This is a genomic window from Lacrimispora sphenoides JCM 1415, from assembly GCF_900105615.1.
Lineage (GTDB): Bacteria > Bacillota > Clostridia > Lachnospirales > Lachnospiraceae > Lacrimispora > Lacrimispora sphenoides.
In genome coordinates, this window is the sequence record NZ_LT630003.1 from 4,861,349 (window position 1) to 4,883,547 (window position 22,199).

26 protein-coding genes and 1 other annotated feature are annotated in these 22,199 nt (G+C 42.0%); all 26 genes read left to right on the forward strand.

The genetic code is table 11. The features are described from left to right. The first annotated feature begins 309 nt into the window (after positions 1-309). Positions 310-465: a hypothetical protein gene (locus BMX69_RS24850; protein ID WP_242941316.1), complete on the forward strand. Its 156-nt coding sequence runs from the start codon at positions 310-312 to the stop codon at positions 463-465. A gap of 23 nt (positions 466-488) precedes the next feature. Continuing rightward, positions 489-1,376 (forward strand): IS3 family transposase, encoded by an 888-nt coding sequence (locus BMX69_RS21945; RefSeq protein WP_242941450.1) that lies wholly within the window; start codon positions 489-491, stop codon positions 1,374-1,376. Between the two features lie 56 nt (positions 1,377-1,432). Beyond that, entirely contained in the window at positions 1,433-1,564 is a 132-nt protein-coding gene (locus BMX69_RS25160) for a 4Fe-4S dicluster domain-containing protein (protein ID WP_278280742.1), read from the forward strand. A gap of 459 nt (positions 1,565-2,023) precedes the next feature. Continuing rightward, positions 2,024-2,650: a VanZ family protein gene (locus BMX69_RS21955; RefSeq protein WP_100043526.1), complete on the forward strand. Its 627-nt coding sequence runs from the start codon at positions 2,024-2,026 to the stop codon at positions 2,648-2,650. A gap of 352 nt (positions 2,651-3,002) precedes the next feature. Next, positions 3,003-3,884, forward strand: a complete 882-nt coding sequence (locus BMX69_RS21960) for an N-acetylmuramoyl-L-alanine amidase family protein (protein ID WP_100043527.1) — start codon at positions 3,003-3,005, stop codon at positions 3,882-3,884. Positions 3,885-3,954: 70 nt separating this feature from the next. Next, a complete protein-coding gene (locus BMX69_RS21965; RefSeq protein ID WP_100043528.1) occupies positions 3,955-5,514 on the forward strand; it encodes a hypothetical protein in 1,560 nt (519 codons plus the stop codon). Position 5,515: 1 nt separating this feature from the next. Then, on the forward strand, positions 5,516-6,253 hold the full coding sequence (locus tag BMX69_RS21970; RefSeq protein WP_100043529.1) for a CpsB/CapC family capsule biosynthesis tyrosine phosphatase: 738 nt from the start codon (positions 5,516-5,518) through the stop codon (positions 6,251-6,253). 14 nt (positions 6,254-6,267) lie between these two features. Next, complete coding sequence (locus BMX69_RS21975; RefSeq protein WP_100043530.1) at positions 6,268-7,011, forward strand: YveK family protein; 744 nt, start codon at positions 6,268-6,270, stop codon at positions 7,009-7,011. Beyond that, complete coding sequence (locus BMX69_RS21980) at positions 7,008-7,706, forward strand: polysaccharide biosynthesis tyrosine autokinase (RefSeq protein WP_025231159.1); 699 nt, start codon at positions 7,008-7,010, stop codon at positions 7,704-7,706. Before BMX69_RS21975 ends, BMX69_RS21980 begins: the two co-directional genes overlap by 4 nt. 201 nt (positions 7,707-7,907) lie before the next feature. Further along, positions 7,908-9,095, forward strand: coding sequence for a MerR family transcriptional regulator (locus BMX69_RS21985; protein WP_100043531.1), 1,188 nt, complete (start codon positions 7,908-7,910; stop codon positions 9,093-9,095). A gap of 84 nt (positions 9,096-9,179) precedes the next feature. Continuing rightward, a complete protein-coding gene (gene rfbA / locus BMX69_RS21990; protein WP_054790765.1) occupies positions 9,180-10,070 on the forward strand; it encodes a glucose-1-phosphate thymidylyltransferase RfbA in 891 nt (296 codons plus the stop codon). Between the two features lie 66 nt (positions 10,071-10,136). Then, on the forward strand, positions 10,137-11,159 hold the full coding sequence (rfbB, locus tag BMX69_RS21995) for a dTDP-glucose 4,6-dehydratase (RefSeq protein ID WP_054790766.1): 1,023 nt from the start codon (positions 10,137-10,139) through the stop codon (positions 11,157-11,159). A gap of 110 nt (positions 11,160-11,269) precedes the next feature. Next, a complete protein-coding gene (gene rfbD / locus BMX69_RS22000; RefSeq protein WP_054790767.1) occupies positions 11,270-12,118 on the forward strand; it encodes a dTDP-4-dehydrorhamnose reductase in 849 nt (282 codons plus the stop codon). Between the two features lie 18 nt (positions 12,119-12,136). After that, positions 12,137-13,042, forward strand: coding sequence for a helix-turn-helix transcriptional regulator (locus BMX69_RS22005; protein ID WP_100043532.1), 906 nt, complete (start codon positions 12,137-12,139; stop codon positions 13,040-13,042). Between the two features lie 169 nt (positions 13,043-13,211). Continuing rightward, a complete protein-coding gene (locus BMX69_RS22010; RefSeq protein WP_100043533.1) occupies positions 13,212-14,570 on the forward strand; it encodes an ABC transporter substrate-binding protein in 1,359 nt (452 codons plus the stop codon). A 56-nt stretch (positions 14,571-14,626) separates the two neighbouring features. Beyond that, positions 14,627-15,526 (forward strand): carbohydrate ABC transporter permease, encoded by a 900-nt coding sequence (locus BMX69_RS22015; RefSeq protein WP_174715192.1) that lies wholly within the window; start codon positions 14,627-14,629, stop codon positions 15,524-15,526. Beyond that, entirely contained in the window at positions 15,519-16,358 is an 840-nt protein-coding gene (locus tag BMX69_RS22020; protein WP_100043534.1) for a carbohydrate ABC transporter permease, read from the forward strand. Before BMX69_RS22015 ends, BMX69_RS22020 begins: the two co-directional genes overlap by 8 nt. A 34-nt stretch (positions 16,359-16,392) precedes the next feature. Beyond that, positions 16,393-17,607, forward strand: a complete 1,215-nt coding sequence (locus BMX69_RS22025; protein WP_054790770.1) for an enolase C-terminal domain-like protein — start codon at positions 16,393-16,395, stop codon at positions 17,605-17,607. Positions 17,608-17,898: 291 nt separating this feature from the next. After that, positions 17,899-18,048 carry a 50S ribosomal protein L33 gene (gene rpmG, locus BMX69_RS22030; protein WP_013271142.1) on the forward strand — a complete coding sequence of 50 codons (150 nt, stop codon included), beginning with the start codon at positions 17,899-17,901 and terminating at the stop codon, positions 18,046-18,048. Between the two features lie 24 nt (positions 18,049-18,072). Continuing rightward, entirely contained in the window at positions 18,073-18,276 is a 204-nt protein-coding gene (gene secE / locus BMX69_RS22035; RefSeq protein ID WP_025231169.1) for a preprotein translocase subunit SecE, read from the forward strand. Between the two features lie 23 nt (positions 18,277-18,299). Further along, positions 18,300-18,815 (forward strand): transcription termination/antitermination protein NusG, encoded by a 516-nt coding sequence (gene nusG / locus BMX69_RS22040; protein ID WP_054790771.1) that lies wholly within the window; start codon positions 18,300-18,302, stop codon positions 18,813-18,815. Between the two features lie 84 nt (positions 18,816-18,899). Beyond that, on the forward strand, positions 18,900-19,328 hold the full coding sequence (gene rplK / locus BMX69_RS22045; protein ID WP_025231171.1) for a 50S ribosomal protein L11: 429 nt from the start codon (positions 18,900-18,902) through the stop codon (positions 19,326-19,328). A 174-nt stretch (positions 19,329-19,502) separates the two neighbouring features. Then, a complete protein-coding gene (rplA, locus tag BMX69_RS22050) occupies positions 19,503-20,198 on the forward strand; it encodes a 50S ribosomal protein L1 (RefSeq protein WP_025231172.1) in 696 nt (231 codons plus the stop codon). A gap of 40 nt (positions 20,199-20,238) precedes the next feature. Further along, positions 20,239-20,382: a sequence feature (ribosomal protein L10 leader region), on the forward strand. A 59-nt stretch (positions 20,383-20,441) separates the two neighbouring features. Next, positions 20,442-20,945, forward strand: coding sequence for a 50S ribosomal protein L10 (rplJ, locus tag BMX69_RS22055; protein ID WP_054790773.1), 504 nt, complete (start codon positions 20,442-20,444; stop codon positions 20,943-20,945). Between the two features lie 115 nt (positions 20,946-21,060). Next, the gene (gene rplL, locus BMX69_RS22060) at positions 21,061-21,432 is read left to right on the forward strand and encodes a 50S ribosomal protein L7/L12 (protein ID WP_025231174.1); all 372 of its coding nucleotides are present in this window, start codon (positions 21,061-21,063) and stop codon (positions 21,430-21,432) included. A gap of 258 nt (positions 21,433-21,690) precedes the next feature. Continuing rightward, positions 21,691-21,894: a cold-shock protein gene (locus BMX69_RS22065; RefSeq protein WP_013271149.1), complete on the forward strand. Its 204-nt coding sequence runs from the start codon at positions 21,691-21,693 to the stop codon at positions 21,892-21,894. The last annotated feature ends 305 nt before the right edge of the window (positions 21,895-22,199 follow it).

The window sequence follows — 22,199 nt, forward strand, 5'->3', positions numbered from 1 at the left end:
AGTGTTGAAGTGGTACACTTTTATAATATCATTTACATATCATTTAGTGGGTGTGAATCCCACCCGATAAGATACTAACCAAAGTGGTGTTAGAATATAAATAGTACAAGTCAAAATGAGAAATTCCTAAATAAATAATTCGTGGTACAATAGGGGCACCAGATGAAGGAGGATCTCATTATGGCAGAACAGTACGACAAACAATTCAAACTCGATGCAGTCCAGTAATATCAGGATCATAAAGACCTTGGGCTGGTTGGCTGTGCCAGCAACTTAGGAATCAGCCAGCAGAGCTTGTCCCGTTGGAAAATGGAGCTGAAAGATTCTGGTGATATCGAATTCCGTGGTTCGGGCAATTACTCTTCTGATGAAGAAAAAGAAATCGCCAGATTAAAACGGGAACTCAGCGATACCAGGGATGCGCTTGATATCTTAAAAAAAGCCATCGGCATTCTGGGAAATTAACGGAGGCTATCTACATCGAAGTTATTCAAAAGGCAGAGAAATCAGAAGAAGATATGCGCCCTGTCTCTGTCTCCGGAATGCTCAAAATCTTAGGCATATCAAGGTCGGGATATCATGCATGGCTAAAACGTTTGCCATCGTACCAGAAAAAACGTAAGGAAGCAATTCAGGATAAAATACAAATAATCCATGATGAATCGAAGCAGAATTATGGAGCTCCTAAAATAACCATGGAACTTCGCAAAAGCGGTGAAATCATCTCCGAAAGAACCATGAGCAAGTATATGAAGGAAATGGGGATAAAAGCCAAATGGGTAAAGCCCTATACGATCACAACCAAAGATTCTGACTTTAGTCATTCCTTGAAAAATATCCTTGATGAAAACTTCAATCCTGACAGGCCCAATGCCGTATGGTGCAGCGATATCACTTATATATTGACGATAGATGGATTTGTCAATCTGACCAGCATGATAGATTTATTTTCCAGGAAAATCATTGTCTGGACGTTATCAAAAACACTGGAAGTATCCTATGTAATTGAAACTATAAATAGAGCAAAAGCAAGAAGAAGCATGGATTTACCATTGATCATGCATAGCGACCATGGAAGTCAGTATGTTTCTAAACAGTACAGGAAAGCAACTGAAAAAATGCAGTGTAGTTATTCTAAAAAGGCTTTTCTATGGGACAATGCCTGCATTGAGTCTTTCCATTCAATGATAAAAAGAGAATGGCTGAACCGGTTTGAAATACAAAGTTTCAGGCATGCCTATCAACTCGTATTCGAATATTTGGAAGCTTTCTACAATACTAAAAGGATTCACAGTCACTGTGACGACATGCCGCCAAATGACTTTGAAAGGCTGTATCAAAAGAGCCTGGCTGATGGAATTTTACTTGTAGGTTGAGATGAGAGATTAATTTCTCATTTTAACTTGTACTTAATCTTGACAGAGGACCAGACATCTGCCCAAAATCTGCTATATCTATGGTAGAAGATGAGGAGGGATTTGAGTATCCTCAGGTGGATGAAGCAAAATGCATAAGGTGTTATATGTGCTTGAAAGTATGTCCAATTAAGGCGGTAAAAAGATAAGTGCAATTTTACGCAGGTGTGATGGTCCATGAAAAGTGAGAATTGGCTGACCCGTTGAGAAAAGAATGCCCCAGCGGGGTTGAAAGCTCTGGTTCCTAGACCTCTGCCAGTAAATGAGAATTCCGAGCTGAATGAGGCGGCTGCGTAAAACTTTGCTACTCAGCTTACCATCTTATTTCCATTAATGAAAACACCCCGAAAGAATTACTGGCAATGGTCTGTAAGGTAATAAACCATGCTTAGGGAATCTACAGGATTTAAACATTTCTGTGCCTGGTGTGACTATACCGATCTCCGTAAGGAGATTGACAACTTGGCAGCTATTATAAAGAACGATTTTAAAGAAAACTGTAGTTTAGATAAATAGTACACATCCAGATTCTGAATGGACTGTCTTGATTATTAAGTTTTCCAGATTGTCAGAAGGCTGCTCTTCTTGACATACCTAGAATCTGCATTATGATACAAACAAAGGGGAAAGACCATAAAAGAACATACTTGACGGTTACGAATAAAACAATGATAAATAAAATATTATATAAAATTATAGCACAAGATATAATAGAACCGCTTTTATACTTACCAAAAGGGCTGTTATATGGTGCAATACTGATTGTGGTTCTTATACTAATAAACGAATTATGGTACCAGTTCAGAAAAAGTCTGCTCATATTTCCAATAAAGGTAATTTGCTTGGGGTTATTTATAGCATACATATATACATTGCTTCAACAGTCCTATTTTTCCCGCCTTCCAGGCTCAAGAAATACGGTTAGCTTGATTTTGGGAGAAACGTGGCAAGGTAGTGTTCGTAGTAAGGCTTATGTTATTGAAAATATTTTGATGATGATCCCATTCGGAGTTCTTCTTCCAAGCGTTCTTAAACCTGCGGAAAATATTTTTTGCTGTATTCCGTTAGGATTTTTCTTTTCGGTTAGCCTAGAGTATGCTCAATTTCTTTCCCAACGTGGTCATATGCAGGTAGACGATGTTTTAATGAATGTAATAGGAACGGTTATAGGATATCTATTCTTTGTTTCTGTGAAACTTTTACGCAGATTCAGTAAATATCTTAAAGAGAAATAGCGATGTTTATTATGAAAATAAAAGTTACAAAAAAACACATAATATATTAAAATATAAAGAAGTGTAAGGGAAAGTATAGTAAATAGTGGATTTTTTACAGATTGTTCCTTTATTTTCATTTTTAAATTGAACCTTTATTCATATTCTAGGGGTTTTTTATATAAATATACACCGAAAAAATGCAAATATAATTATATAAAATCAGCATTATCGATAAAAAATGCTTAAAACATACATTGAACAGATGTTATAGACGTATAAACCTTGCATTTTTACATAAATAGAGTTAAAATATACACATCAATTTAATTTGTAACAAAATTGAAGGTAGGATAGTGAAAGGAGAAACATTATGAAGATGAAAAAGCTAGTGGTAGCAGCATTAGCCGCAGCAATCACTGTTGGCAGTGCATTGCCAGCATCTGCTGCATGGGTTCAGTCTGGTTCCGAATGGAGATATCAGAACCAGGACGGAAGCTGGCAGGCAAACAAGTGGTTTCAGGAGGATGGCAAGTGGTATCATTTTGATGCCAATGGCAATGCACAGAAGGGCTGGTTAAAGGATACTGATGGTAAGTGGTATTTCTTTGCATACAATGGTATTATGCAGACAGGTCTGATCAAAGTTAATGACAATGTGTATTACATGAATGCTGACGGCTCACTTTTTTCTGGTAGTATGAAGATTGGGAAAGTGGAATATAACTTTACCGAGAATGGAACTACAAACGGAAAACCGTCCGTAGGTGCATCTCAGACCTTTGGAAGTAATGGAAACCAGACTAATGTAATTGTTGGTGGGGGTGGATATTCCCGTTCAGGTGGCAGCAGTAATAGTGGACCAGTCGTTGATAATGTAAAAGATAACGTACAGAAGGCTGTTGAAGATGCAGTAGCAGCTAATAAGCAGAATGAATTCGTTTCTACTACAATAACTGGACAAAAAGTTAATATTACAGTTAAAGCTGATCAAACAGAGACCACATTAAAAGAAGTATTAGGCGAAGCAGAAGACGTATTATCAGGAATTCTTGCTACAGATGGTGTGGAAGGTGTTACATTTGGAGGAACCGCAATTACCGCTAACGACAACATCAAGGATAAAATTAAGGCAGCAGCTATAAGTGCAGGCCTTACCCCTGATACTTTACTGAGTGGAGTTGAAAAATCTTACAAAGTAACAGTTACGTTAAGTGGCGGACAGCAGACAGATTACACTATTTCTGTTAAATAATAAAAAAAGTTTTATTCCTTTTTAGGGTGGCTCTCATAGGAACCGCCCTATTTTAAATATGGAGAGCGGCATGAGATTATATAAAAGATGGATAATTGGTGGAATAGCATTTATCATTAGTGCCGGCATAGCCCAGACTGCGTATGCAGGATCCGTTAATGCAAACGAGCAGTCTGTCATATCCGCAGTAAGTGGACAATTTGAGAAAGACGGAATTATTTATGCGGTCAAACCGGAATACATTAATTCGGTAACAAACTATCTGGCTCAGGATGATGTAGAATTATCTGCGGAACAAGCCCAGGCAGCAATTTCAGAAATATATGCCAATGTACAGACCGGAGTGGAAAGCGGTTATTTAGTAGAGGTAGGAAGAACTACCGCTCCGGAAGCAGAACCTTCGCAGCCTCCTTCTGAAGGTAAAGCAGGACAGCAGGAAAGCATTACGCCTACAAAGAAAGCTGAAAAACAAAAATCAGAAGAAAGTCAAAAGGAACCAGAAACTGCAGGAATACAAGAAAGCGAAGGCTCAAAGGCCGAATCGGAAGGCGAATCTGGCACATTACAACAAGAGAATAAAAAGGAGCCGGAAACGGAGAAGTCCTCCTCTGTAATATCAATTCTTGAACTTGTAGACAAGGCACCTCCCCAGACTTATGAATACTTAAATAAAGATACAGATGCAAGGATGCAGCAACTTAAGGTCCGATACGGAATCATGTGGGGCTGCGTAGCAGCAGCTGCATTTGCAATCGCGCTGGTACTTGTTGTATCATTACATAAGAAATTATTAATCAGCCACAGTCATCGTAAGCTGCGCAGGATTTTAAAATATATTCTGACAGCTGCCATTGCGGCTCTGTCTTTAATATTATGCCTAATAGGCGGAGCCTGGTTTGGAGCATTTCAGAAAAATGCCATTCTCAGTAAATTAGCGGATACAGGGTATTATACGTTTGTCCATAATGAACTTAAGAAGGATACTTCCATTTCATTTTCACTACTAAATATTCCGAATAGCGTCATGGACCAATCTCTGACCTACGAAAAGGTGGTTATAGCAGCCAGGCAGCAGGTGGAAAATGATTTGAATAAGGGAATCTATAAAGCTGATACGTCTATTTTGATTGAACCTTTGAAGGCTGATATTGAGGAATATTTAAAAGGGCAGTCTGTGACTATGACAAAAGAAGCGGAAGCTGGGCTTGTTCTTCTAATGGATCGCCTTGACGAGAAATACACGGCTTTATTGAAATGGCCGTTTGTCTCGTGGTGGTCACAGCTGAAGGTAGATTATACAAAAACAGCTGTTCTTATTTTGCCCATCTCATTACTTTTAATGGCAGCGGCACAGGGAATCCTTGTTTTTCTTCATCATTACAAATACCGGGGCTTTTCTCTGGGAGCAAAGGGGTTGATGCTCGGAAGTATTCTTGGGTTTTTGGTGTTTACTGGAAGCAATATGGTTATTTCAGCCCGTTGGGGAGAAGTCAATCCTCCCTATATGAATTCATTTTTTGAAATTTACAAAAGTGGAATATGGAGGGCCGGTGCAGTTACTTGTGGGATTGGAGTACTGTTGGCCTGGATGGTTCTAGCTGCTGTAAGAGCATGGAAGGAAGGCAGATAGCTTGGAGCAGAATTATTATTTTGATATACATTGTCATTTGATACCTGGAGTGGACGACGGTGCAAAGAATATAGAGGAAAGCCTGGCTGCTTTGAAGGAAGAGTACGATCAGAATGTCAGACGGATAATCTGTACCCCTCATGTGACGGCGAATATTACTTCGCTGAAAGCAGAAAGCATAAAAGCTACTTTTGATGAATTGAAAAGCCGATTAAAAAATACAGAATTTGGCCATGAAATGGAGCTCTATTTAGGGTGTGAGCTCATGTATTCAGAGAGCCTCGCAGAACGGCTGGAAGCTGGAGAAATTTGGACTATGTCTGGATCAAGTTATATTCTGGTCGAATTTTTGCCTACTGTTCCATATGAGGAACTATACCGTGCAGTGAGAAAATTATCTGCAAAGGGATATATTCCGATTCTGGCTCACATTGAGCGCTATCTTTGCCTGTACAAAAGGATGGAGCGGATTCGTGACCTGCAGGAATCAGGAGCATACTTCCAGGTTAATGCTTCCAGTTTAAAGGGAGACATATTAAATAAAAAAACAGCTTATATAAAGAAGCTATGCAAGTCAGGTCTGGTTCATTTCCTTGCTACAGACAGTCATGGCATGGTGTACCGGCAGCCGGATATAAAAAAGGGTGCCGAATGGGTGATACACAATTGCGATTCCCAGGTAGGGCAAAAGATATTGTACCAGAATGGAATTGCCGTGTTGAATGATATCATTATTTAACTGAGGAGAAAGTTATGGGAACCAATCAGGACGATGAGATTGAGATAGATTTAATAGAGTTATTTTATGTTTTAAAACGGAAAATATGGATTGTTCTATTGACAGGCATTTTAGGAGCAGTTTCCTTCGGCTTATTTACAGCAATGGTTTTGGAACCGGTTTTTACCTCTTCCACCATGCTCTATATAGTTAATAAAACCACTACACTGACTTCTCTGACGGATCTGCAGCTGGGGACTCAGCTTACAAAGGATTATAAGGTGCTGGTGACCAGCAGGCCGGTTACGAACCAGGTCATTTCAGATCTGGATTTAAATATGTCTCATGAACAGCTTGTGAAAAAAATTAAGGTAGAAAACCCTACAGATACCAGGATTCTTACTATATCAGTAGAGGATTCAGACCCTTATATGGCTAAAAGCATTGCGGATGATGTAGCAAAGGTAGCATCTGCCAGAATGGCACAAATCATGGATTCTGTTCCGCCGAATATCGTGGAGGAAGGATATCTGCCGACAGAAAAAACCAGGCCAAGTGTTACAAAAAGTTCTTTATTGGGCGGCTTTGCAGGTGTATTTCTGTCTGCATTAATCATACTGGTGTTATTTATTATGAATGATACGGTTAAAACTCCCGAGGATGTAGAAAAGTACCTGGGGCTGAACACGCTGGCTGCTATTCCATTGTTTGAAGAGAATGGTTCCATGCAGAAGAAAAGACGAAAGAGGAACTCTGGGAGAGGAGGTATGGTGAAATGAGAAAAGTTTCATTCCGCAGAAAGGATAAGCTTGATTTTAAAGCAAATGAAGCATTTAAAACATTAAGAACAAATATTCTTTTTTCAGGTAAGGATATAAAAGTATTGACCCTTACCAGTTCCACTCCCAATGAAGGAAAAACCTCTATTTCATTTCAGCTTGCCAGTTCTTTTGCGGCGGCGGATAACCGGGTATTATTTGTAGATGCAGATATCAGAAAATCTGTTATTGCAGGCCGCTATAAGGTAGATGGTAATACATATGGACTGACCCATTATATGACAGGCCAGAGATCGATGGAAGAGGTAATCTGCCAGACAGATATCAAGAACATGGATATAATCCTTGCAGGACCTGTTTCTCCTAACCCTACGGAACTTCTTGGAGGGCCCTTGTTTGCAAAACTTCTGGAAGAACAACGGGATAATTATGACTACATCATTGTCGATGCTCCTCCTCTTGGGAGTGTAATCGATGCGGCCCTGATTGCAAGATATGTGGATGGTGCAATCATTGTCGTGGAAAGCGCGGTGATAAGTTATAAAATGCTGCAAAGAGTAAAAGAACAGCTGGAAAAAAGTGAATGCCGTATTTTAGGAGTGGTATTAAATAAGATAGATATGGAGCATGATGCTTATTACGGAAATTATTACGGGAAATATTATGGGAAGTATTACGGAAACTATGGAGAATAATAATAGACGGGATTAATACAGAACGTGTGTAGGTCAGATTATAAGACTTACACACGTTCTGTATTTATATGTAATCAACCGCAGCAGTAGGAATTGGACAGGTTTTGAGTATTTTTACACGATCTTTAAAAATCCCCTTGACCATGACCATACGTCACCCTATATAATACATATATGATAATTTAGGAAAAAGGAGGTGGCATGCCGGTGAACCCATATTATACCTCGGGTCAGTTCGCCAAAAAGGCCAATGTTTCCATTCGCACCGTCCGGTATTACGATAAGCAGGGACTATTAAAACCTTCCGGAATGAGTGAGGGAGGATACCGGCTCTATACGGATTCTGATTTTGCTAAGCTTCAAAAAATTCTTTCCTTAAAGTACCTGGGCTTTTCCTTAGATGAAATCCGCTCCATTACCATCAATGACAATGACAATGATTATGTGGAAGGTTCTCTTCGGCTTCAATTAAATCTAATCAGAAAGAGGATCGAACACTTAAAGCTTGTGGAGCAGACCCTAACGGAGACGTCAAAACTGGTGACGGATAATCAGTCTGTGGACTGGAATAAAATTCTTCACTTAATCCATATTACCAATATGGAACGGTCCCTTGTGGAGCAATATAAGGATGCGGCCAACATAAACATTCGGATCGGGCTTCACAAAAAGTATACGAAGAATCCTACTGGGTGGTTTCAGTGGCTGTATGATCTAATGGAACCTTTGGATGGAAAAAGTGTTCTGGAGCTGGGATGCGGCAATGGGGAACTGTGGCGTGCAAACTGGAACAGGCTGCCGGCGGATACGAAGATCTGCCTGTCTGACCTTTCAGAAGGGATGATCCGGGATGTGGAAGAAAGTTTAAAAAACGTTCCCGGCTCCTTTTCCTTTGAAGTGTTTGACTGCCGTCAGATCCCAAAGCCTGATAGTAGCTTTCATATTGTGACCGCCAATCATGTACTGTTTTATTTAACGAATTTAGAGGGGGCATTGGATCAGGTGCAGAGAGTCCTAAAACCTGAGGGCGTTTTTTACTGCAGCACTTACGGCTCGGATCATATGAAGGAGATCAGCCAGCTGGTTAAAGAATTCGATTCCAGAATTGCTCTATCCGAAGTGAATCTGTATGATGTCTTTGGGCTTGAGAATGGGGAAGAGATTTTAAAAGGTCATTTTCATTCTGTGGAAAAGAGGGAGTATATGGATTATCTGGAAGTCAGTGACCCGGGCGCTCTTATGGAGTATATACTTTCCTGTCATGGAAACCAACAAGAATATTTAAGTGACCGATATGAGGAATTCCGGGAATTTTTAAAGAAAAAGATGGAAAAGAAGGGTTTTATCCATATTACAAAACGGGCCGGGGCATTTATCTGCAGAAAGTAAAGAAATATTAATGGAAAAGGACTTGACAGTAACCTTACGTCACCCTGTATGATGGTATCACAAATAGATACGGAGGAGAAAGAAATGAAGGGAATTATACTTGCCGGAGGCTCCGGCACCAGACTTTACCCGCTGACCATGGTAACTTCCAAACAGTTACTGCCTATTTATGACAAGCCGATGATATATTATCCCCTGTCCGTTCTAATGAACGCAGGTATCAGGGATATCCTGATCATCTCAACGCCTGATGACACGCCGCGTTTTGAAGCACTTTTAGGAGATGGAGGACAATTTGGCATCCGCTTATCTTATGCGGTCCAGCCTTCCCCAGATGGTCTTGCACAGGCATTTATCATTGGAGAGGAATTCATTGGAGACGACAGCGTGGCCATGATCCTTGGAGATAATATTTTCGCAGGACATGGACTTAACAAACGACTGTTAAATGCGGCTAACAAAAAGGATGGGGCTACTGTATTCGGCTATTATGTAGATGATCCGGAGCGATTTGGAATCGTGGAATTCGATTCTGACGGAAAGGCAATATCAATTGAAGAAAAGCCGGCAAAGCCAAAGAGCAATTACTGTGTGACCGGACTTTATTTCTATGATAATAAGGTTGTGGAATATGCAAAGAACTTGAAGCCATCGGCCAGGGGTGAACTGGAAATCACGGATTTAAACCGTATTTACCTGGAAGAAGGAATGCTTGATGTGGAGCTTTTAGGCCAGGGCTTTACCTGGCTTGATACAGGGACTCATGAATCTCTGGCAGATGCCACGGATTTTGTACGCACCATGGAGACACACCAGCACAGGAAGATCGCATGTCTGGAGGAAATCGCTTATTTAAATCATTGGATTACAAAGGATCAGCTGTTGGAGAACATTGAACCTTTGAAAAAGAACCAGTACGGACAATATCTGATGGATGTCCTTGCCGGTAAATACATTGACAAGTTACACGGTTAAGGAAATTTGATTTACCTGGCGACGGCTTTAGGCTGCGCTGTGCCAATAAAAAGGAGGAGCATATAAATGAAAATTATCGTTACCGGAGGAGCCGGTTTTATCGGTGGAAATTTTGTACATCACATGGTGAATAAGTACCCGGATTATCAGATCATCAATCTGGACCTTTTGACCTATGCAGGAAATTTAGAGACCTTGAAGCCTGTTGAGGATAAACCTAATTATAAATTTGTAAAAGGGGATATTGCAGACAGAAGTTTTATTTTTGATCTCTTTGAGAAGGAAAAACCCGATGTAGTGGTAAACTTTGCGGCAGAGAGCCATGTGGACCGTTCCATTACAGACCCGGAGGCATTTGTAAGAACGAATGTAATGGGAACCACGACTCTTCTTGATGCCTGCCGCACTTATGGAATCAAGCGTTATCATCAGGTTTCTACTGATGAAGTATACGGTGATCTGCCTCTTGACCGCCCGGACTTATTCTTCACAGAGGAAACCCCGCTTCATACCTCAAGCCCTTATTCCTCCTCAAAAGCCAGCGCAGACCTTTTTGTTCAGGCATACCAGAGGACGTTTGGTCTTCCAGTGACCATTTCCAGATGCTCCAATAACTATGGACCGTATCATTTCCCGGAAAAGCTGATTCCTCTTATTATCAGCCGTGCCCTGGCAGATGAAGAGCTTCCGGTATATGGAACAGGGGAAAATGTAAGAGACTGGCTCCATGTTTCCGATCACTGCGAAGCCATTGATCTGATCATTCACAAGGGAAAAGCAGGTGAGGTCTACAATGTAGGCGGACACAACGAGCGCACCAACTTAGAAGTGGTTAAGACCATACTTAAGGCTCTTGATAAACCGGAGAGCTTAATCAAGTTCGTAACCGACCGTCCTGGCCATGACAGACGTTATGCCATTGACCCGAAGAAGCTGGAAAACGAGCTTAGCTGGAAGCCTCAATATAACTTTGATTCCGGAATCCGTCAGACCATTCAGTGGTACTTAGACAATGAGGACTGGTGGAAGCATATCATCAATGGGGAATATCAGAATTATTTTGATAATATGTACGGTAAGCGTTTATAATTTCCTGAATGATTTCCTGATGGAAGGCGGATTGTGCCGCCTTCCATCAGGAAATCTATCCATTGGGAGCCGTCAGGTAAACCAAATTTCCGTTTAGAAAAGAGGCATCTATGAAAGTATTTGTTACTGGCGTAAAGGGCCAGCTTGGATTTGATGTAGTAAATGAACTGAATAAACGGGGGCATGAGGCGGTCGGTGTGGACATCGATGAGATGGACATCACAGATAAGGACAGCGTAAACCGGGTCATTAAGGCAGCCGCTCCTGATGCGGTCATCCACTGTGCCGCCTATACGGCTGTGGATGCGGCGGAAGATAATGAGGAGTTGTGCCGGAATGTAAACGCAAAGGGAACGGAGTACATTGCCGGGGTGTGCCGGGAACTGGATATTAAGATGATGTACATCAGCACGGATTATGTGTTTAACGGCCAGGGTACCCGTCCCTGGGAGCCTGATGACGAGAGGGCGCCGTTAAATGTCTACGGACAGACGAAATATGAAGGAGAACTGGCAGTAGAAGAAAACCTCGCTAAATATTTTATCGTAAGGATTGCCTGGGTATTTGGAGTGAATGGAAAGAATTTTATTAAGACCATGCTGAACCTGGGAAAGACTCATGATAAATTAACGGTGGTAGCTGACCAGACAGGTTCTCCTACCTATACTTATGATCTGGCCCGCCTTTTGGCAGACATGATAGAAACGGAGAAATACGGCCGTTATCATGCTACTAACGAAGGAGAGTGCACCTGGTATGAGTTTGCCTGTGAAATCTTTAGACAGGCAGGTATGGATGTAAAAGTGGAGCCTGTCGGCTCGGATCAGTATCCGGCAAAGGCAAAACGGCCGGCCAACAGCCGTATGAATAAGGATAAGCTGGAAGAAAACGGCTTTCTGCCCCTGCCTTCCTGGCAGGATGCCCTAAAACGGTATCTGGAGGTTGTTTTTCCCGGTTAAGCATCAGCAGGAGGGGATATGGAAATCAAGATCAATGACTACTGGGAACCGGATCATTTCCGGGCCTTAAGTGAAGATAATTATAATGTCTCCAGATCCTGTGAATACGAAAAGAATGGGATGCACCATATTCATACAGCTAGTGAGCTTTTGTTTGTGGAAGAGGGATCTGCGGAATATTACGTAGTCGGAAAGAAATATCTTCTGGAAAAGGGTGACATCATGGTCATCGGAGGACAGGAGCATCATCAGAGAAGGCTTTTGGGCCTTCCCTTCCTGCGGTATGGACTTTCGGTCCGTCCCTCCTATTATGAAAGCTTAAACCTTGGGGAAGACTTAAAAAAGGTGTTTTTTACTCCTAGCCAACAGGCGTTCCAGGAGCATTATAAGCATGTGGATGAACAGATATTCAACCGTGTGACCGGCCTTATAAAGGAATTGTATGAGGAACAGGAGATCCATCAGCCGTTCCGGTCCATGATAGAGAGGTCGATCATCACAGAAATTACTGTATTGCTGTTTCGGGCATTTGGATTGGAGCGGACGGAAAGCGAACGATCCGAAATGAATCTGAGAATGATTGCAATTAAGGAATATATCGACAGGCATTATCAGGAGAATCTGGACTTAAAGATTTTAAGTGAACTTTTTTATCTCCATCCGGCTACCATCAGCAGGGAGTTTAATAAGTATTTTGGAAAGACGCTGATAAAATATATCAACATTGTCAGGGTATGTGAGGCTGCAAAGCTGCTTGAAAACACCAATGAGAGCGTTACTGCCGTTGCTGCAAAATGTGGATATGACAGTGTGAATACATTTTTGAGGCAGTTTAAAGCGGTTATGGAAACATCTCCCCTGCAGTACAGGAAAGCGATCCATGAGTTGTTTAAAAGGAATAAAGAAGAGATTAAAAGGCTGTAAGCAATTACAGTCTTTTTTTAATGAGTGAAAAGAAGAACTGGAAGGATTTTAAAAGTGTAATTAAAAAATGGTGATTATTGACTAAAATCTATACAGAATAAACAAAGGGAATAAGATATGATGAAAGCAGCTAAAAAATAGGCAAAAATAATTTATGGAGGGATCAGTTATGAAGAAAAGAGTTCTTGCATTATTTTTTTCAGCTGTAATGGCAATGTCCCTGGTGACAGGCTGCAGCGGAAAGAGCCAGAATGAAACAATGGTGGCAAAGGAGACGGAACAAGCACAGACAAGTGCCGCAGAAAAAGGAACGGAAGGCGAGACAGTTTTACTTACCATTTTTGATGGCTATGCGGGAGAGGATCCTCACGGAAAATTCATCTATCAGTATGCAGATGAGTATATGGCCCTGCATCCCAATGTGATCATTGATGTACAGGCTGTCAGCACCAATGATATTTACACAAAGTTGTCGGCTATGGCAGCTACGCCAAAGGATGTGCCCACCATTTTCTTTACATCAGCAGATGCAGTTGCCACTCTTCATGATCTTGGACTGACAGCTGATATCAACGGACTTGTGCCAGAAGATTTAAAAGCTAAATTTGCCAACGGCGTTGTGGACTCCTGTATGCTGGGAGATGAGATGTCATATTTTCCTGTTGCTGTCCAGCCGCTGGCCGTGATCTATCGTGCAGACAGGTTTAAGGAAGCCGGATTAGAAATTCCTAAAACATGGGAAGAGTTTACATCTGCAGCAAAAGCCCTTACAAAGGATACCAATAATCATGGGCAGATGGACGAATGGGGATTTGACATGGTTGGCTCCAATAATTCCTCCGGTCAGAGCCGTTTCATGGCATACTTATGGTCAAACGGGATTGAATGTGTGAAAGAAGAGAACGGAAAATGGATCACTGATATTACAGAAGACCAGAAATTCATGGATGCATTTTCAAGATGGACCAACATGAATGCAGAGGGCATTGTACCGACAGGAATTACTGAGGTGGATTATCCGACTGCCGCCAATTATTTTGCTATGGGATATACAAGCATGTTCCTTACCGGACCCAATGCTCTTGGTGTGGCCTATGCCAATAATCCTGACTTAAAGGGAAACCTAGGATCCTTTAAAATGCCTGGTGATTATCCGGGAACCATGCTTGGAACCGAAGGCTATTCCGTCAGCGCCTATGCAACTGATGCGGAAAAGGCAGCAGCCATTGATTATCTGAAGTTTTTTGTAGAGCACGATAAGGACATGCAGTTCTGGCAGAGCAGCGGAAAGATTCCGGCCACAGCAGAGGGACAGAAAGCAGACTATATATCAGGAGAGGACTATTCAGGCTTTTTACAGCAAATCGCAGACGGCTGTCGTCCAACCGTTAAGTTCGCAGGTGTCAGCGGCTTAAAGAGTGCCCTTGGAAATGCATATGCATCTGTATTCTCCAATGAAAAGAAAAACGAAGAGGCGGTAAAAACCCTGGTAAGCGATATTGATGAATTGTTAGGGGATTATAACTAATCATTTAGAATGAGGGAGGAACCATCCTCCCTCAAAAAGATTGAGAAGGGAGTAAGATGAATTTCATGAACAAAAGTGGAATTGCTCAAATAAAAGTAAAGTCCCAAAGGCAAGGATATTACTTTACGCTTCCGATTGTCGTCATGCTGGCTGCCCTTATCATTTATCCTATGGTTTATGGGTTCTATATCAGCTTTTTCAACACGAACCTGGTGACGAAATGGAATTTTGTAGGTTTTAAATATTACATAGCGGCATTTAAAGAAGCGGCCTTTTACCAGTCGGTTATGCTGACGACCATGTTTATGATTTTGGTCGTAGCGGGACATTTCATTTTGGGGTTTATCCTGGCAACTTTGCTTAACCGGGAATTTAAAGGAAGAACTGTTTTCCGGGTGATTTTTATGCTGCCATGGTTTTTCCCGGAAGCGGTTGTGGCACTTTTATTTACCTGGATTATGAATCCCATGTATGGAATCTTAAACAGTGCGCTGAAAGGACTTGGGCTTATATCTACGAATATTTCCTGGCTGGGCAGCAAGGAGCTGGCCTTTCCGGCAGTTGTCTTTGTCTGCATCTGGAAGGGATTTCCCCTGGTCATGACCATGATCCTGGCAGGTTTGCAAAGCATATCCAAGGACTATTATGAGGCGGCAAAAATCGATGGCGCCAGCAAATTGGCTCAATTCCGGTACATTACTGTTCCGTCCTTAAAGCCTATTCTGACTACGGTTTTGATCCTGGACTGCGTATGGTGGTTCAAGCAGTATACCCTGGTTTATACCATGACAGCAGGCGGCCCGGGAACTGCCACCAATTTGATCAGCTTAAGCATCTATGGAACAGCGTTCAATGATTTAAGATTTGGAAAGGCGTCTGCCTGGGGTATCCTGGTGTTTTTCATTTGCTATTTGATCAGTCTGGTGAGTAAGGTGGTGACAAAGGAAAATGAGTAGATCAAAAAAGAAAAAATATAATTTGGCTGCTACCTATGCCGTACTAATTTTTATGGCTTCTTTTATCGTAGTCCCGGTTTTATGGATGATATCCACTGCTTTTAAAACGGAGCCCCAGACGTATTATCCTCAGCCTAAATGGATTCCGGATCCGTTTTCACTGGATTCCTTCCGGAAATTCTTCAATACTTATAATTTTGGACGCATGACCTTAAACAGCTTGGTGGTCTGCCTTTCCGCCATGGTGATCTGTGTGGCCTGTGCATGCCTGGCAGGATATGGGGTGACTAGGTTCCGGTTTAAAGGAAGAAAACAGCTGATGAGCTTTCTTCTTATTACGCAGATGTTTCCGGGAGTCATGCTGGTGGTGCCTTTTTACGCGGTGCTTTCCAGGTATAATCTTGTTAACTCCCTGCTTGGCCTGGTCGTCGTTTATGCGGCTACCAATATAGCCTTCAGTACATGGATGATTGTATCTTACTTTAAGACCATACCCCTGGAACTTGATGAGGCGGCACGGGTGGATGGGGCTTCCAGCTTCCGGATCTTTTGGAATATTATCCTTCCGCTGATCGTTCCGGGAATTGCGGCGGTAGCCATGTTTGTACTGTTTAACGGCTGGAATGAATATATGTTTTCTTCTGTCCTGGTATCCAAGGATGAATTAAAAACGCTCACTGTTGGGATCATTTCCTTAAATTCCCAATATCAAATTAAATGGAATGACCTAATGGCAGCATCCAGCATATCCAGTCTTCCTTTGGTAATTCTTTTTGTAAGTTTCCAGAAGTATTTTATTGCTGGAATGACCGGAGGAGCTGTAAAGAGCTGATATGCAGAGAATATGACTTACGGAGGTACTAAAAATGGATCAAATAAAAATCCATGACATCAAAGTTTTTGTAACAGCTCCAAGAAATATCAACCTGGTTGTGGTAAAGGTGGAAACGACGGAGCCGGAGCTGTACGGATATGGGTGCGCTACATTTACGTGGAGACATAAGGCGGTGGTGACAGCCATTGAAGAATATCTGCGTCCCATGCTCAAGGGAATGCCTGTGGATGACATCGAAGGGATCTGGCAGACCATGATGGGAAGCTCTTACTGGAGAAATGGTCCTGTTTTGAACAATGCCATTTCCGGGGTTGATGAGGCGTTGTGGGACATTAAGGCAAAACGGGCCAATATGCCGCTTTACAGCCTGCTGGGTGGAAAGTGCCGGGAAGGAATCGCAGTTTACAGGCATGCGGATGGAAGCTCCATCGAAGAGGTGGAAGAATGCATTCGCGGGTATATGGCGGAAGGATACCGTTACATCAGATGTCATATGGGTACCTATGGCGGTAACTTCGACGGAAAAATACAGAGAATCGTAAAGCCTGATCATGCACCGGAGGGAGCATATTTCCACCCGAGAATGTACATGCAAAGCGTTTATAAGCTGTTTGACCGGGTTCGCAGCGATATTGGCTGGGAAGTGGAACTTATGCATGATGTTCATGAACGCCTGAGCTTTGCGGAGTCTCTGGAATTTGCCCGGGAGATGGAGCAGTACAAGCTGTTTTTCCTGGAAGATTCTCTTGCACCGGAGCACGTGGAGTTCTTTAAGACCCTGCGGCACCATACCATACTTCCTCTGGCCATGGGAGAGTTGTTTACCAATCCCAATGAATGGAAGTCCATCGTACAAAATCAATGGATCGATTATATGAGAGTCCATTTAAGTGATATCGGAGGACTGACCCCTGCCAGAAAGCTGGCACATTTTTGTGAGGCTTACGGAGTGCGGACAGCATGGCATGGGCCAAATGACTTATCTCCGATTGGAATGGCAGTGCAAATGCATCTGGATTTAAACAGCCACAATTTCGGAATACAGGAATTTTCCGGCTTCAGTGAAGCGGAGCAGGAGGTATTCCCGGGCTGTCCGGAGATCAGAGAAGGATATGCCTATGTAAACGGCAAGCCGGGAATTGGAGTCGGTTTTGATGAAAAAGCGGCTGAAAAGTATCCTGCGGTGGATATGGACCATGGCTGGCTCTTTTCAAGACTTCCTGACGGAACACCTGTAAGGCCATAGCAAAAAAGTACAGAATATGTATTGTTATAGAAGCAGGTCCGGCTGGAACCGATTTAAAAATCCATGAAATCCTTCAAACCGGACTTGCAATTTTTTTGCCTACATGATATAATGACGAAATACCGTAAATATCATTGTTTTTCAGAAAAAAAGATTGACGAATCCTGGTCTGTATGTTATAGTAATTGGGCGAATGGAAGAGCTTAGGTCTTTTTTTTATGCTCAAAATTGCTTGCAGCAGAAAAAGGGACTTAAAACACAACAATGAAAATTTAAGTGGAGGTGGAAGTCGTGCGCACAAAAATCACACTGGCATGTACAGAATGCAAACAGCGTAATTACAACATGACCAAGGATAAGAAGACTCATCCGGACAGAATGGAAACCAAGAAGTACTGCAGATTCTGTAAGAGCCATACAATGCACAAGGAAACAAAGTAATCAGTTTGTAAAGGACGTGAAATTATGGGAGATACAGTGAACAACGAGAGTGCTCAGAAGAAAAGCTTTTTTAAGGGTTTAAAATCTGAGTTTGCAAAAATCGTTTGGCCTGACAAAGAAACCGTAACGAAACAGACGATCGCTGTCATTTCTTCAGCGATTGCTTTAGGACTGATTATCGGAATTCTTGATCTGATCATCAAGTTTGGTCTCAGTTTTATCTTATAATTCGTAAGGGTTAAGGTGAGTTTATGTCAGAAGCACATTGGTATGTAGTTCATACCTATTCAGGTTATGAGAACAAAGTAAAGGTTGACATTGAGAAAACAATCGAAAACAGAAACTTACAGGATCAGATTCTGGAAGTATCGGTTCCGCTTGAATCTGTCATTGAACTGAAGAATGGCGTTGAGAAGAAGGCGGATAAAAAGATGTTTCCCGGCTACGTACTGATTCACATGGTCATGAATGACGACACATGGTATGTGGTGCGTAATACCCGTGGAGTGACAGGCTTTGTAGGCCCTGGATCAAAACCGGTTCCTCTGACAGAAGAAGAGATGGAGAAACTTGGGTTCAAGAACGAAGAGGTCATCATTGGCTTTGAAGTGGGAGATACCGTTGTGGTAACTTCCGGTGCATGGAAAGATACGGTTGGTGCCATCAAGTCCATCAACGAAAGTAAGAAAACCATCACCATGAGCGTTGAAATGTTCGGCCGGGAGACTCCGGTAGAATTAAACTTCAGCGAAGTGAAAAAGATGTAACAAGTAAAAGCGGCTTATACCTGTGTATAAGCTCGTGGGAGGGAAATCCCCGACAATACCACATTATTTAGGAGGTGCCTTATTATGGCAAAGAAAGTAACAGGATATATCAAATTGCAGATTCCAGCAGGAAAGGCTACACCAGCTCCTCCTGTAGGTCCGGCACTTGGACAGCATGGTGTAAACATCGTACAGTTTACAAAGGAATTTAACGCAAGAACAGCTGATCAGGGAGACTTGATCATCCCGGTTGTTATCACTGTTTATGCTGACAGAAGCTTCAGCTTCATAACCAAGACTCCACCGGCTGCTGTATTATTAAAGAAGGCCTGCAAGATCAAATCCGGATCTGCGGTTCCTAATAAGACAAAGGTAGCTACAATTACTAAGGCTGAATTACAGAAGATCGCTGAACTTAAGATGCCTGATTTAAATGCTGCATCTGTTGAGGCAGCTATGAGCATGGTCTCTGGTACCGCAAGAAGTATGGGTATCACAGTAGTTGAAGCATAATTTTCTTGGCATATTTTACTTAATGAAAGCAAGCGTAAGTGCGGCTTGAAATTAGAAAATAGCCGTTCGACGAGCCGTTAGGTGAATCGAACTTCCTTATAATATCGCAGTTAATGAAGTTTTAAGAACGTGGGAGGGAAAATCCCCGACAATACCACTAGGAGGTTATTTAGAATGAAAAGAGGAAAAAGATACGCAGAGGCAGCTAAAACAGTAGATCGTTCTGTTCTCTACGATGCACCAGTAGCAATCTCTTTAGTTAAGCAGAATGCAAGTGCTAAATTTGATGAAACCATAGAAGCTCATATCAGAACCGGTTGTGACGGACGTCACGCAGACCAGCAGATCCGTGGTGCAGTTGTACTTCCCCACGGTACAGGTAAGACTGTTCGTATCTTAGTTTTCGCTAAGGGGCCAAAGGCTGATGAAGCACTGGCCGCAGGCGCAGACTTTGTTGGAGCTGAGGAACTGATTCCGAAGATCCAGAACGAAGGCTGGTTGGAATTTGATGTAGTTGTTGCTACACCAGATATGATGGGTGTTGTTGGTCGTCTGGGACGTGTCCTGGGACCAAAGGGCTTAATGCCAAACCCAAAAGCTGGTACTGTTACCATGGACGTAACAAAAGCAATCAACGATATCAAAGCTGGTAAGGTTGAGTACAGACTTGATAAGACAAATATTATCCACGTGCCAGTTGGAAAAGCTTCTTTTACAGAAGAACAGTTAGCGGACAACTTCCAGACGCTTGTTGATGCAATCGTCAAAGCAAGACCAAGTGCAGTTAAGGGTGCCTACTTAAAGAGTGTTACACTGGCTTCCACTATGGGACCTGGCGTAAAACTGAACGTAGCTAAGTTAATGAACTAATTTTGTTTTGTGGTTGACATTAATTATAAATAATGTTATACTATGCAAGTATTGACTGCCGAAGACAGCAGGTGCCGCAAGGCATAAGGTGTTAACGCCTGCCGAGGAATGTACAAGAATCATTTTATGTAAATGAATTGTAGACCTCTCCGTCCATCCGGCGGAGGGGTTTTTCTTTGCGGTTTATACGAGCGGGCCTTGCGGGAAACCGGGAGGCTCAGACTAAACAGGAGGTAAACCATAATGGCAAAAGTTGAATTAAAGCAGCCAGTTGTAAGCGAGATCAAAGAATTACTTGATGGCGCTGAGTCAGCGGTAGTTGTAGATTACCGTGGTATCTCAGTTGCTCAGGATACAGCACTTCGTAAGAAATTAAGAGAGGCTGGCGTTTCCTACAAAGTATATAAGAATACAATGATCCGTTTTGCAGCTCAGGGTACAGCATTTGAGGCTCTGGAACCTAATCTGGAAGGACCTACAGCTATCGCTGTTTCCAAGACAGATGCAACAGCTCCGGCAAGAGTCCTGGCTGAGTTTGCAAAAACAGCTCCAGCCTTAGAGATTAAGGGCGGCGTTGTAGAAGGCGCTTATTATGATGCAAAAGGTATGGAGAAGATCTCCAGCATTCCTTCCAGGGATATCCTTCTTGGAAAGTTGCTTGGAAGCATCCAGTCTCCTATCACAAACATTGCTCGCGTTCTCAAGCAGATTGCAGATGCTCAGGGCGGAGAAGCAGCAGAGGCATAAGATTTTTAATAAAGGTAAGCAAAGCATACCTGGACTTAGAAAATTAGCCGTTCGGTGAGCTATAAGGCGAATCGAACTTCCTTAAAAAACATATTAAATACGGAGGTATATTATCATGGCAAAGTTAACAACAGCTGAATTTATCGAAGCGATCAAAGAATTATCTGTATTAGAATTAAATGAATTAGTAAAGGCATGTGAGGAAGAATTTGGTGTATCTGCAGCAGCAGGCGTAGTAGTTGCAGCAGCAGGTCCTGCAGCAGCAGAAGAAGAGAAGACTGAATTCGACGTAGAATTAACCGAAGTTGGTCCTAACAAGGTTAAAGTTATCAAAGTTGTTCGTGAAGCTACTGGCTTAGGCTTAAAGGAAGCTAAAGACGTAGTTGATGGAGCTCCTAAGGTAGTAAAGGCTGGCGCTTCCAAGGAAGAGGCTGAGCAGATCAAGACTTCTTTAGAGGCTGAAGGCGCTAAAGTTACTTTAAAATAATTTTATTTTATGATTATTTTGGACAGGGTTTGTACCTTTTAAATGGGGACAAAACCCTGTCCTTTTCTAGTGTAAAATAACAGAATAGTCTTGACAATTTTGTAAATTCAGGGTAGAATGTACGTGTATTATCGAATGGAGTTATGATTTCACATATTTTTGTAAGTCATTATTTTCGGATGATGATTTACAAAAATATGTGATTTTTTGTTTCAGGCGATATATCAAATATATTTTATTTTATAGGAGGTACACGTTATGAACAACGGTACAGTAAAATGGTTTAATGGTGCTAAGGGATATGGTTTCATCGTAAATGACGCAACAGGCGAAGAAGTTTTCGTACACTTCTCTGGCATCGTTGCTGATGGTTACAAGACTCTGGAAGAAGGCCAGAAAGTAACTTATGAAACAACAGAAGGAAACCGTGGCCTGCAGGCAGTTAACGTTTGCATGGCTTAAGAAAAGCTTCGATTTCTATGTAAGCTTTAAGGGCTGTTCTCATTAAAAGATGGGAACAGTCCTTTTTTGCTGGTCTGGTGATGCTTTCCATGGCTTTGCAGATGCCAGATATCTGGGAATAGGGAAGAGGCGGAATATGGATTGATTCAATGTTTGTGAGATTGTATACAAAATCCTCTTTATTGCGGATAAGCCCTCAGGATAAGATCATATAAGGGAAAAGATAGAAAAAGGCAGAAATGTTTTGGTTTTATTTTTCTCTATTACTCCATAGGTTTATTAATAATGGCAGAAAGCTGGGCTTA

What these genes read in the sequence shown, in the direction of transcription:
- BMX69_RS24850 (WP_242941316.1), top strand. Translation starts at nt 310, where the DNA reads ATGGAGCTGAAAGATTCTGGTGATATCGAATTCCGTGGTTCGGGCAAT.
- BMX69_RS21955 (WP_100043526.1), top strand. Translation starts at nt 2,024, where the DNA reads ATGATACAAACAAAGGGGAAAGACCATAAAAGAACATACTTGACGGTT.
- BMX69_RS21960 (WP_100043527.1), top strand. Translation starts at nt 3,003, where the DNA reads ATGAAGATGAAAAAGCTAGTGGTAGCAGCATTAGCCGCAGCAATCACT.
- BMX69_RS21965 (WP_100043528.1), top strand. Translation starts at nt 3,955, where the DNA reads ATGAGATTATATAAAAGATGGATAATTGGTGGAATAGCATTTATCATT.
- BMX69_RS21975 (WP_100043530.1), top strand. Translation starts at nt 6,268, where the DNA reads ATGGGAACCAATCAGGACGATGAGATTGAGATAGATTTAATAGAGTTA.
- BMX69_RS21980 (WP_025231159.1), top strand. Translation starts at nt 7,008, where the DNA reads ATGAGAAAAGTTTCATTCCGCAGAAAGGATAAGCTTGATTTTAAAGCA.
- BMX69_RS21985 (WP_100043531.1), top strand. Translation starts at nt 7,908, where the DNA reads ATGCCGGTGAACCCATATTATACCTCGGGTCAGTTCGCCAAAAAGGCC.
- rfbA (WP_054790765.1), top strand. Translation starts at nt 9,180, where the DNA reads ATGAAGGGAATTATACTTGCCGGAGGCTCCGGCACCAGACTTTACCCG.
- rfbB (WP_054790766.1), top strand. Translation starts at nt 10,137, where the DNA reads ATGAAAATTATCGTTACCGGAGGAGCCGGTTTTATCGGTGGAAATTTT.
- rfbD (WP_054790767.1), top strand. Translation starts at nt 11,270, where the DNA reads ATGAAAGTATTTGTTACTGGCGTAAAGGGCCAGCTTGGATTTGATGTA.
- BMX69_RS22005 (WP_100043532.1), top strand. Translation starts at nt 12,137, where the DNA reads ATGGAAATCAAGATCAATGACTACTGGGAACCGGATCATTTCCGGGCC.
- BMX69_RS22010 (WP_100043533.1), top strand. Translation starts at nt 13,212, where the DNA reads ATGAAGAAAAGAGTTCTTGCATTATTTTTTTCAGCTGTAATGGCAATG.
- BMX69_RS22015 (WP_174715192.1), top strand. Translation starts at nt 14,627, where the DNA reads ATGAATTTCATGAACAAAAGTGGAATTGCTCAAATAAAAGTAAAGTCC.
- BMX69_RS22020 (WP_100043534.1), top strand. Translation starts at nt 15,519, where the DNA reads ATGAGTAGATCAAAAAAGAAAAAATATAATTTGGCTGCTACCTATGCC.
- BMX69_RS22025 (WP_054790770.1), top strand. Translation starts at nt 16,393, where the DNA reads ATGGATCAAATAAAAATCCATGACATCAAAGTTTTTGTAACAGCTCCA.
- secE (WP_025231169.1), top strand. Translation starts at nt 18,073, where the DNA reads ATGGGAGATACAGTGAACAACGAGAGTGCTCAGAAGAAAAGCTTTTTT.
- nusG (WP_054790771.1), top strand. Translation starts at nt 18,300, where the DNA reads ATGTCAGAAGCACATTGGTATGTAGTTCATACCTATTCAGGTTATGAG.
- rplK (WP_025231171.1), top strand. Translation starts at nt 18,900, where the DNA reads ATGGCAAAGAAAGTAACAGGATATATCAAATTGCAGATTCCAGCAGGA.
- rplA (WP_025231172.1), top strand. Translation starts at nt 19,503, where the DNA reads ATGAAAAGAGGAAAAAGATACGCAGAGGCAGCTAAAACAGTAGATCGT.
- rplJ (WP_054790773.1), top strand. Translation starts at nt 20,442, where the DNA reads ATGGCAAAAGTTGAATTAAAGCAGCCAGTTGTAAGCGAGATCAAAGAA.
- rplL (WP_025231174.1), top strand. Translation starts at nt 21,061, where the DNA reads ATGGCAAAGTTAACAACAGCTGAATTTATCGAAGCGATCAAAGAATTA.
- BMX69_RS22065 (WP_013271149.1), top strand. Translation starts at nt 21,691, where the DNA reads ATGAACAACGGTACAGTAAAATGGTTTAATGGTGCTAAGGGATATGGT.